11 protein-coding genes and 2 pseudogenes are annotated in these 8,253 nt (G+C 70.3%); 8 read left to right on the top strand and 5 right to left on the bottom strand.

The features are described from left to right. Positions 1-356: DoxX family protein (locus AC2W7C_RS10080; protein WP_486001321.1), on the bottom strand; the 356-nt coding region annotated here is incomplete at its 3' end. A gap of 209 nt (positions 357-565) precedes the next feature. On the opposite strand from AC2W7C_RS10080, the gene AC2W7C_RS10075 reads away from it, so the two are divergent. From AC2W7C_RS10075 to AC2W7C_RS10050, 6 genes and pseudogenes are all read left to right on the top strand, one after another. After that, positions 566-1,324, top strand: a complete 759-nt coding sequence (locus AC2W7C_RS10075) for a histidine kinase dimerization/phospho-acceptor domain-containing protein (RefSeq protein WP_486001320.1) — start codon at positions 566-568, stop codon at positions 1,322-1,324. Next, positions 1,321-1,671 carry an ATP-binding protein gene (locus tag AC2W7C_RS10070; protein WP_486001319.1) on the top strand — a complete coding sequence of 117 codons (351 nt, stop codon included), beginning with the start codon at positions 1,321-1,323 and terminating at the stop codon, positions 1,669-1,671. Before AC2W7C_RS10075 ends, AC2W7C_RS10070 begins: the two co-directional genes overlap by 4 nt. Beyond that, a complete protein-coding gene (locus AC2W7C_RS10065; protein WP_486001318.1) occupies positions 1,668-1,901 on the top strand; it encodes a response regulator in 234 nt (77 codons plus the stop codon). Before AC2W7C_RS10070 ends, AC2W7C_RS10065 begins: the two co-directional genes overlap by 4 nt. Further along, positions 1,889-2,353: a winged helix-turn-helix domain-containing protein gene (locus AC2W7C_RS10060; RefSeq protein WP_486001317.1), complete on the top strand. Its 465-nt coding sequence runs from the start codon at positions 1,889-1,891 to the stop codon at positions 2,351-2,353. Before AC2W7C_RS10065 ends, AC2W7C_RS10060 begins: the two co-directional genes overlap by 13 nt. Positions 2,354-2,404: 51 nt before the next feature. Next, positions 2,405-2,734, top strand: a pseudogene (locus tag AC2W7C_RS10055) (DUF3313 family protein); the annotation flags it as partial. 22 nt (positions 2,735-2,756) lie between these two features. Further along, positions 2,757-3,251, top strand: a complete 495-nt coding sequence (locus AC2W7C_RS10050) for a hypothetical protein (protein WP_486001322.1) — start codon at positions 2,757-2,759, stop codon at positions 3,249-3,251. A gap of 24 nt (positions 3,252-3,275) precedes the next feature. Here the strand turns inward: AC2W7C_RS10050 and AC2W7C_RS10045 are convergent, their stop codons facing one another. The 3 genes from AC2W7C_RS10045 to AC2W7C_RS10035 all read right to left on the bottom strand — a co-directional run bounded on the left by AC2W7C_RS10045 (position 3,276) and on the right by AC2W7C_RS10035 (position 5,946). Then, a complete protein-coding gene (locus AC2W7C_RS10045; protein ID WP_486001316.1) occupies positions 3,276-4,097 on the bottom strand; it encodes an alpha/beta fold hydrolase in 822 nt (273 codons plus the stop codon). 124 nt (positions 4,098-4,221) lie between these two features. Further along, complete coding sequence (locus AC2W7C_RS10040) at positions 4,222-5,004, bottom strand: alpha/beta hydrolase (protein ID WP_486001315.1); 783 nt, start codon at positions 5,002-5,004, stop codon at positions 4,222-4,224. 309 nt (positions 5,005-5,313) lie between these two features. After that, positions 5,314-5,946: a substrate binding domain-containing protein gene (locus AC2W7C_RS10035; RefSeq protein ID WP_486001314.1), complete on the bottom strand. Its 633-nt coding sequence runs from the start codon at positions 5,944-5,946 to the stop codon at positions 5,314-5,316. Positions 5,947-6,277: 331 nt separating this feature from the next. On the opposite strand from AC2W7C_RS10035, the gene AC2W7C_RS10030 reads away from it, so the two are divergent. Further along, the gene (locus AC2W7C_RS10030; RefSeq protein WP_486001313.1) at positions 6,278-6,976 is read left to right on the top strand and encodes a pirin family protein; all 699 of its coding nucleotides are present in this window, start codon (positions 6,278-6,280) and stop codon (positions 6,974-6,976) included. A gap of 143 nt (positions 6,977-7,119) precedes the next feature. On the opposite strand, the gene AC2W7C_RS10025 is transcribed toward AC2W7C_RS10030, so the two are convergent. After that, a complete protein-coding gene (locus AC2W7C_RS10025; protein WP_486001312.1) occupies positions 7,120-7,839 on the bottom strand; it encodes a glutathione S-transferase N-terminal domain-containing protein in 720 nt (239 codons plus the stop codon). Between the two features lie 219 nt (positions 7,840-8,058). Between AC2W7C_RS10025 and AC2W7C_RS10020 the strand changes: the two are divergent. Beyond that, positions 8,059-8,253, top strand: a pseudogene (locus AC2W7C_RS10020) (methylmalonyl-CoA mutase family protein); the annotation flags it as partial.

Below are 8,253 nucleotides of genomic sequence, written 5' to 3'. Positions count from 1 at the left end.
AGGCCCAAGCTCCCGCGCGCGCCGTGGACCGCCAGCATCGCCGCCGCGGCGATCGTCGCAAGGGCGGCGCAGATCAGGACGATCCGCCGTCCCATCGTCGCCGAACCGGGCAGGATCATGCCCAGGGCCACCGCGATCTCGGCCGCGCCCAGACCCTGGACCAGGGGCAGGGCGGCGTGTGCGGGCCAGCCCAGCAGGGCGATCAGATTGGCCTCGGACTCGGTCAGCTTGGCGTAGCCGGCCGCGCCGAAGAACATCGCCAGCCACACCTGTCCGGTCCAGAGGAAGAGGTCCCGGCGGGCGGCGCGCTGGCGAGCGCGAGGGTCGCGGGCGGCGGCGGGTTGGGCGAGGGTCATGGCCAGGCTCCGGGAGGCGACGGGGAGGGGGAGGAGCCCGACCGTCCAATCCGAAGCTTTCGCCACCCTGACGGGCGCGCGCGTCGTCTTGAAAGCTCCATGAAAGGCGCGTCCCCTACAGGCGCCGGTCGGCGGGGCGCCGGCGCGCATCGAGGACGGACATGGCACGATCGGCATCCTCGCGACGCAGCGGACGCTCCCTCATGGGGATGATCTTTCCGACCGTCGTCGTCGTCATCCTGGTCACCTACCTGGGTCAGGAAATGCTCGGCATGGATCCCGAGCCCAGCGACCAGATGACGCCGATCGAGCGGATCACCTCAGGGGACTTCGCCAGGGAGGTCCGCGAGGTTCTGCCCCTGCTCTCCTTCTACATCGCCCTGACGGTCGGGACCGTCTACGCGGTGCTGCGCGCGGGACTGAAGCCGCTGCGCCGCATGTCCGAACAGGCCGCCCTGATCGGCCCGGCGACGCTGGAGGCGCGGCTGAACCTGACGATCGCGCCCGCCGAGATCGCGCCGCTGGTCGAGGCGTTCAACGGCGCGCTGGACCGGCTGGAGCGCGGCTGGCGCGCCCAGCGCGACTTCTCCGCCAACGCCGCCCACGAACTGCGCACGCCACTGGCCGCGCTCAGGGCCCAGGTCGAGAACCGGCTGGAGCCCGAGGACCGCAAGGCGGCCGTCCAGGAGTTCGACCGTCTGTCGCGCCTGATCGCGCAGTTGCTGCTGCTGGCCGAGACCGAGCACGGCCCGACGCGGGCGACCGAAGCCTTCGATCTGGTCGCCGTCGCGCGGCGAACCGCCAGCGAGCTCGCCCCCGCCATCCTCTCGAGCGGCCGTCAGCTGGAATTCGCCTCGGTCGCCGAGACCTGGCCGGCCCAAGGACATCCCCTGATGATCGACGTCGCCCTGCGCAATCTTCTGGAGAACGCCATCCGGCACACGCCGGCCGTTCCTGCATCACCGTGACCGTGGGGCCGGCCGGAACGATCACCGTCTCGGACGACGGCCCGGGCGTGCCCGCCGCCTTCGCCGACCGCCTGTTCGACCGGTTCAGCAAGGCGGACCCGGCCAGCGGCGGGGCCGGCCTGGGCCTGTCCATCGTCGCCCGGATCATGGCGCTGCACGAGGGGCAGGCGCGGCTGATCCGGACGGCCGGCGGGGCCTGCTTCGAACTGGACTTCTCGGGCTGCGGCGAGACAGGGGCGGATCCGGGCCGCCCGGTCGACGCCGCCCGGGGCGCCTTCCGGCCCGGCTGGAAATCCGCCTTCGCGAAAGCTTGGCGAAAGACTGGCGCGGCAGAGGTGGCGGGATGAAGGTTCTGCTCGTCGAGGACAACCGGCTGCTGGGCGAATCCACCGCCCGGTCGCTGACCCGCGCCGGCTTCGCCGTGGACCTGGCGGACCGGTTCGAGGATGGCTGGCATGCCTGGCGATCGTCGGACTACGACGTGGTGGTCCTGGACATCATGCTGGGCGAGGAGAGCGGCCTGGACCTGCTGGCGCGGCCGCGCCGAGGGCCGGATCGTGCCCGGTGCTGCTGCTGACCGCGCTGGGCGACATCGACCGCCGGGTCGAGGGCCTGAACGCCGGCGCGGACGACTATCTGGTCAAGCCGTTCGCGCTGGAGGAGCTGATCGCCCGGCTGCGGGCGCTGGCCCGCCGCCCAGCCTCGATGCTGGACCCCGTGCTGCGCTACGGCAACGTCCGCTTCGACACCGGAACCCGCGAGGTCGCCGTCGATGGCGCCAACGTCCAGCTGTCGCGGGGCGAGGGCATCGTCCTGGAGCGGTTCCTGCGCTCGCCGGACCGGATCATCACGCGCGAACAGCTGGGCGAGAGCCTTTACTCCTACGCCCAGGACTACACCGAGAACTCGATCCAGGTTCACGTCCATCGCGTGCGGCGCCGGCTCGCCGAGCTGAACGCGCGGATGTCGATCCGGGCCATCCGCGGCCTCGGCTACATGGCGATCGAGACGCCGGCGACATCGCCCTGACCGCCCTCCCCTTCCCGACGCCTCCCTTCCTCCCCCAAGAAGGACTTCCACATGGTTCGATACCTGAACGCCCTGGCCGCGACGGGTCTGCTGGCCGCCGCCGCCTGCCAGACGGCGCCGGAGCCGCACGCCGGGTTCCTGTCCAGCTACGAAGGCCTGGACCGCAAGTCCGGCACCCTGCGCGCCTCGATCGTCCAGCGCCGCGACGACGCGGCGGCGGCGATGGTCGAACGGGTCTTCATCGAGCCGAGCCTGCTGGTCGGCGACGCCGCGCCCGATCTGGACGAGGGCGAGCGTCAGGCGGTGCTGCGCGAGGTCGACCGGCAGATCTGCTACGAGGTCAGCGAGCGGTTCACCGTCCTGCCCGAGGCCGCGCCGGACGCGGCCCGCATCCCGGGCCGGCGTGACCCCGGATCGACCCCGACGGGGCCGCACCGGATCGGTGGCGTCGGCGGCGGTCAACTACTTCATCCCCGGGCCGCTGGGCGTACGGGTCCCGGGAACCACGGGCGGCCTGGCGGTGGAGACCGAGCTTCTGGCGCCGGGATCGGGCCAGCAGGTCGCGGCCCTGGTCTGGGCGCGGAACGCCACGGCCGTGGGCATGGACGATCCGTCCCTGTCGCGGGTCGGGGACGCGCTGCAGTTCGCCGAGCCCTTCGGCGACGCCGTGGGCGACGCCTTCTCGCCCGAGGACCGCAAGCCGCGCGACATCGCCAAGCCCGATCCGTGCGAGGGCTTCGGCCCCCGGTTCAACGCCGGCGGCATGGTGGCCGGCGGGCTGGTGGGCATGGCGACGGGCCTGTACGTGCCCGAACTGGACCGCGCCCGCCCGGCCGCAACTGCTGCTGAATCCGCCGTCTCCCCCGCGCCGACAGAGCCCGCTCCGGAACCGCGATAGGCGTCCGGAGCGGGCGACGACGGGTCAGCCGCGGATGAAGGCCAGCAGGTCGGCGTTGACCCGGTCCTGTTCGGTGGTGGCCAGGCCGTGGGAGCCGCCCTCGTAGACCTTCAGGATCGAGCCCTTGACGATCTGGTGCGACTTGCGGCCGGCGGCGTCGATCGGGACGATCTGATCGTCGTCGCCGTGGATGATCAGGGTCGGCTTGTCGAACTTTTCGAGATCGGGCGTGTAGTCGACTTCCGAGAACTCGTGGATGCAGTCCAGCTGCCCCTTGATCCCGCCCATCATGCCTTGCAGCCAGAAGGAGTCGCGGACGCCCTCCGAGATTTTCGCGCCCGGCCGGTTGTAGCCGTAGAAGGGCAGGGTCAGGTCGCGGAAAAACTGGCTGCGGTCGTCGTAGGTCCCCTTGCGGATGCCGTCGAAGACCTCGATCGGCAGGCCGCCGGGATTGGCTTCGGTCTTGAGCATCAGGGGCGGGACGGCGCCGATCAGGACGATCTTGGCCACCCGGCTGGTCCCGTGGCGGCCGACGTAGTGGGTGATCTCGCCGCCGCCGGTCGAGTGGCCGACCAGGACCAGGTCCTTGAGGTTCAGCGCATCGATCAGGGTGGCCAGGTCGTCCGCATACTGGTCCATGTGGTTGCCGTCCCAGGTCTGGTCCGAGCGGCCGTGGCTGCGGCGGTCATGGGCGATGACGCGGTAGCCGTTGGAGCCCAGGAACTGCATCTGCGCGTCCCAGGCGTCGGCGGTGAGCGGCCAGCCGTGGCTGAACAGGACCGGCTGGCCCGAGCCCCAGTCCTTGTAGAAGATCCGGGCGCCGTCGTTTGCGGTGATGAAAGCCATGTCGAACGCTCCTGTCGGGTTCCGGCGGATCGCCGGGTGGGTTGCAGCGGGAGGATCGGTCGAGTTCGAACGGTTGAAAATCGAAACGATCGAAACACATCTTTTCCGAAACTGGCCGCCCGGATCAGCGCGCGATCTGGTGCTCGACCGCCCAGTTCAGCGCGTCGTCGGCGACGGCTTCCCAGCCGGCGTCCATGCAGGTCCAGTGCGAGCGGCCCTCGAAGATCTTCAGGTCCGTTCGCGACGGCGCCCGCTTCTGCTTGTCGTAAATGGCGCGCGTCATGGAGGCGTCGGCGATCAGGTCGATCTCGCCGCCGATGAGCAGGAGAGGCGCGCGGTTCGGGTTCTTCCAGTCGATCCGGCCCGAGGCTCCGGTGACGCCGTCCCAGTAGACCTTGCCCGGGGTCGGCACGATGTAGGCGTCGTAGAGCGCGGTCACCTGGTCGCGCGGCGCGGTCTGGGCGAACCGTTCGGCGAAGAATTTGCGGGTCATCACCTTGGACTTGCGCCAGCTGAACAGGTCCAGGAAGACCGGCAGGGCCGAGACGATCGCGTGCGGCCCCAGCGGCACGCCCGGGGTGGGGGCCGGATTGATCGCCACGCCGGCGACCCCCAGGCCGCGGTCCAGCAGGTGCTGCACGACGACCCCGCCCAGCGAGTGGCCGATCAGGATGGGCGTCTCCGGCAGGGCGCGGATATGGCGCTCGTAGTGGTCGAACAGATCGACCTGACCCACCCGGGCCAACTCCTTGCGGGGAAAGTCGCGCAGCTCCGCCGGCGTGCGGTCGTCATGGGGCCAGTCCGGGGCGACGACGGTGAAGCCCTGGGCCTCGTAGCGGGCCTTGAAGCTCTCCCAGCTGGCGGCGTTCAGCCAGGCGCCATGGATCAGCATGATGGTCTTGGTCATCGTTCAGTCTCCTTCTGGCGCGGCGGGGCCGCACTCGAACCGATCGCCCCGCCGCCGGAGGGCGACGCGGCCTGGGGAGGACGCTTGGCGAGGAACACTGGGCGACGCGCGGTCCGATCCGGATCGCGCTGGACTGGGCGGCGAGCTTGGCCGCTAGCCGAGAGGACCACATTCAACCTCGGGGGGAAAGACGAGATCGGGATCAATGATTGTGACGAATGGCTCCAGCGCGGGCCGATCAGCGTCCCGCCGTGTCTCCCGGCCACAGCGGTCCAGAGAACCGGGCGGCCAGATAGGTCATCAGCGCCGTCACCCTCGCGGGCGGGGGCCGCCGCCCGGGGCGACCAGATGCAGATCGATCGGCGGCAGGCTCCAGTCCGTCATCACCGTCTGCAGTTTCCCCGCCGCCAGGTCGCGCCAGTAGATGAAGTCCGGCTGCGGCGCGACGCCCAGGCCCGCGCAGAGGGCCGCGGTCAGGGCGTCGGCGTTGTTGGCCCGCAGCGGGCCGTGCGGCCGCACGGCCGCCTCCTCTCCGGCCGCGTTCACGAACCGCCACAGCTCGGCGTTGGGCAGGTAGGCGTAGCCCAGGCAGGCGTGGCGGACGAGGTCGGACGGATGCTCGGGCCGCCCGCGCTGCTCCAGATAGCCGGGCGAGGCGACCAGGTAACGCCGGATCGGCCGCAGCCGCCGCGCGGTCATCGAGGAATCGGGCAGGGCCGCGATCCTGAGCGCGCAGTCGAAGCCCCCGCCGACCAGATCGACCACTTCGTCGGACAGATGCAGGTCGACCGAGACGTCGGGATGGGTCGCCAGGAATTCCGGCAGGGCGGGAGCGACATAGGCCATGCCGAACGACATGGGCGCGGCGAGGCGGACCAGGCCGCGCGGGCGCACCGCCTGGTCCAGCATCTCGCCTTCGGCGGCCTCGGCCTCGGCCAGCATCTGCGATGCGCGCGCCGCCAGGGTCCGCCCGGCGTCGGTCAGCGAGAACCGGCGGGACGTCCGGTGCAGCAGGGTCGCGCCGAGTCGCAGCTCCAGCCGGCTGACGCCTTGGAGACCGTCGCCTTGGACAGGCCCAGCGCCTCGGCCGCGCGGGAGAAGGACTGGTCTCCGCCACCTTGGAGAAGACGGCCAGGGCCTCGAGATCGGGAAGCTTGGACATGGATCCGTCTGGAAACGATGAGTTTCGAGTGTTTCTATTTTGGAACCGAAGCTGATCGCTATCTTGTCGTCAAGCAACGGCGCCCCGACGGCGGGGCGCGGAGACAAGACCATGATCGAACTGCGACCGTTCGACAGCCTGGGCGGAGCGAACCACGGCTGGCTCAACGCCAAGCACCACTTCTCGTTCGCCAACTATTACGACCCGGCGCGGATGAGCTGGGGCGCGCTGCGCGTCTGGAACGACGACGAGATCGCCGCCGGAACGGGCTTCCCGCCCCATCCCCACGCCGACATGGAGATCATCACCTACGTCCGCGAAGGGGCCATCACCCACGAGGACAGCCTGGGCAACAAGGGCCGCACCGAAGCCGGCGACGTCCAGGTGATGAGCGCCGGCACCGGCATCCGGCACGCCGAGTACAACGCCGAGCCGGACCTGACCCGGATCTTCCAGATCTGGATCGAGCCGACCCGTCGCGGCGAGAAGCCGTCCTGGGGGTCGCGCCCCTTTCCCAAGGGCGATCGGGCCGGGCAGTTCGTGGTCCTGGCCTCGGGTTTCGAGGGGGACGGGGACGCCCTGCCGATCCGCACCGAGGCTCGCGTCGTCGCGGCGACGCTGAAGGCCGGCGAGAGCGCCGACTATCCGCTGGGCGCGTCGCGGCGCGGCTATCTGGTCCCGGCCAAGGGCGAGATCGAGGTGAACGGGGTGCGCGCCAACGCCCGCGACGGCGTGGCCGTGACCGAGGTCGAGACCCTGACGGTCAAGGCCCTGTCCGACGCCGAGATCGTGCTGGTCGACGCCTCGTAAGGCTCCATCCCATCCGGCCGCGCCGTCCACGGCGGCCGGCGGCGCGGCCGCGGTCCCTGTCTCAGCCCCCCGACGCCGCGGGTCCGCAGAATTGAGAAGGGGAGCGACGTCGCCGTCGCTCCCCTTCTTCGTATCCCCAGGGGTCAACCCTTGCTGGGAATGTTCAGCCCGCGCTGCACCGCCGGGCGGGCCAGGCCGCGCTCCAGCCAGGCGGGGACGTTCTTCAGGCTGTCGTAGTCGACCAGATCGCGGGCCTCGTAGAAGCCGATCAGGTTCCGGACCCAGCCCAGCGTCGCGATGTCGGCGATGGTGTAGTCGTCGCCCATGATCCAGTCGCGGGGCTCTCCCCCTTCATTGGCAAGCCGGTCGTCCAGCACCTTCAGCAGGCGGGTCGCCTCGCCGACGTAGCGCTGCAAGGGGCGCTTGTCCTCGAAGGCCTTGCCGGCGAATTTGTGGAAGAAGCCGACCTGGCCGAACATCGGACCGATCGCCGCCATCTGGAACATGACCCACTGCAGGGTCTCGTATCGGGCGGCCGGATCGGACGGGATGAACCGGCCGGTCTTCTCGGCCAGATAGACCAGGATGGCGCCCGACTCGAACAGCGCCAGCGGCTTTCCGCCGGGACCGTCGGGATCGATGATGGCGGGGATCTTGCCGTTGGGATTCAGCGACAGGAATTCCGGGCCCCAGGTCTCGTTCTTGGTGATGTCGACCAGGTGGGGCTCGTAGGGCAGGCCCAGTTCCTCCAGCAGGATCGAGACCTTCACGCCGTTGGGCGTGTTCAGCGAATACAGCTGCAGGCGGTCGGGATGCTGGGCCGGCCAGCGCTGGGTGATGGGGAAGGCGGACAGGTCGGTCATGGCGAAGCTCCAGCTCGGGGTCGGCAGGATGTAGGCGGGCCGTTTCAAACCGCAACCGATGAAGTGGCGTATTCGTCCGACCGATTGTGACGCATCTCCCCGCCAGTCCGCCAGCCCGGCGAATGAAACCACCGATCCGGACGCTTCGGACGGCATTCGAGCTCCGAGGGGAGGGGCTCGTGACTGGACCCGGCGCGCCGGCGGAGGCAATGGAGGCGCATGACCTTTCCGACCCCGACCCCCGCCGACTGGAAGGCGCTCGCCGAGAAGGCGCTGAAGGACCGGCCGCTCGAGAGCCTGGTGCACCTGGACGCCGACCAGCTGGTGATCCGGCCGCTCTACGCCGGCGCGACCGGGGTCGAGGCCGTCTTCGCGCCGCGACCGTCGGACGCCGACGGCCGGGACCTGGGACCT

It is taken from the genome of Brevundimonas sp. CURTG3B2_SDJG (assembly GCF_057364705.1).
This window is presented reverse-complemented; position numbering and strand designations above follow the sequence as displayed.

Coding starts and splice junctions, on each gene's coding strand:
- AC2W7C_RS10075 (WP_486001320.1), top strand. CDS start 566: ATGATCTTTCCGACCGTCGTCGTCGTCATCCTGGTCACCTACCTGGGT.
- AC2W7C_RS10065 (WP_486001318.1), top strand. CDS start 1,668: ATGAAGGTTCTGCTCGTCGAGGACAACCGGCTGCTGGGCGAATCCACC.
- AC2W7C_RS10045 (WP_486001316.1), bottom strand. CDS start 4,097: ATGGCTTTCATCACCGCAAACGACGGCGCCCGGATCTTCTACAAGGAC.
- AC2W7C_RS10040 (WP_486001315.1), bottom strand. CDS start 5,004: ATGACCAAGACCATCATGCTGATCCATGGCGCCTGGCTGAACGCCGCC.
- AC2W7C_RS10035 (WP_486001314.1), bottom strand. CDS start 5,946: ATGCTGGCCGAGGCCGAGGCCGCCGAAGGCGAGATGCTGGACCAGGCG.
- AC2W7C_RS10030 (WP_486001313.1), top strand. CDS start 6,278: ATGATCGAACTGCGACCGTTCGACAGCCTGGGCGGAGCGAACCACGGC.
- AC2W7C_RS10025 (WP_486001312.1), bottom strand. CDS start 7,839: ATGACCGACCTGTCCGCCTTCCCCATCACCCAGCGCTGGCCGGCCCAG.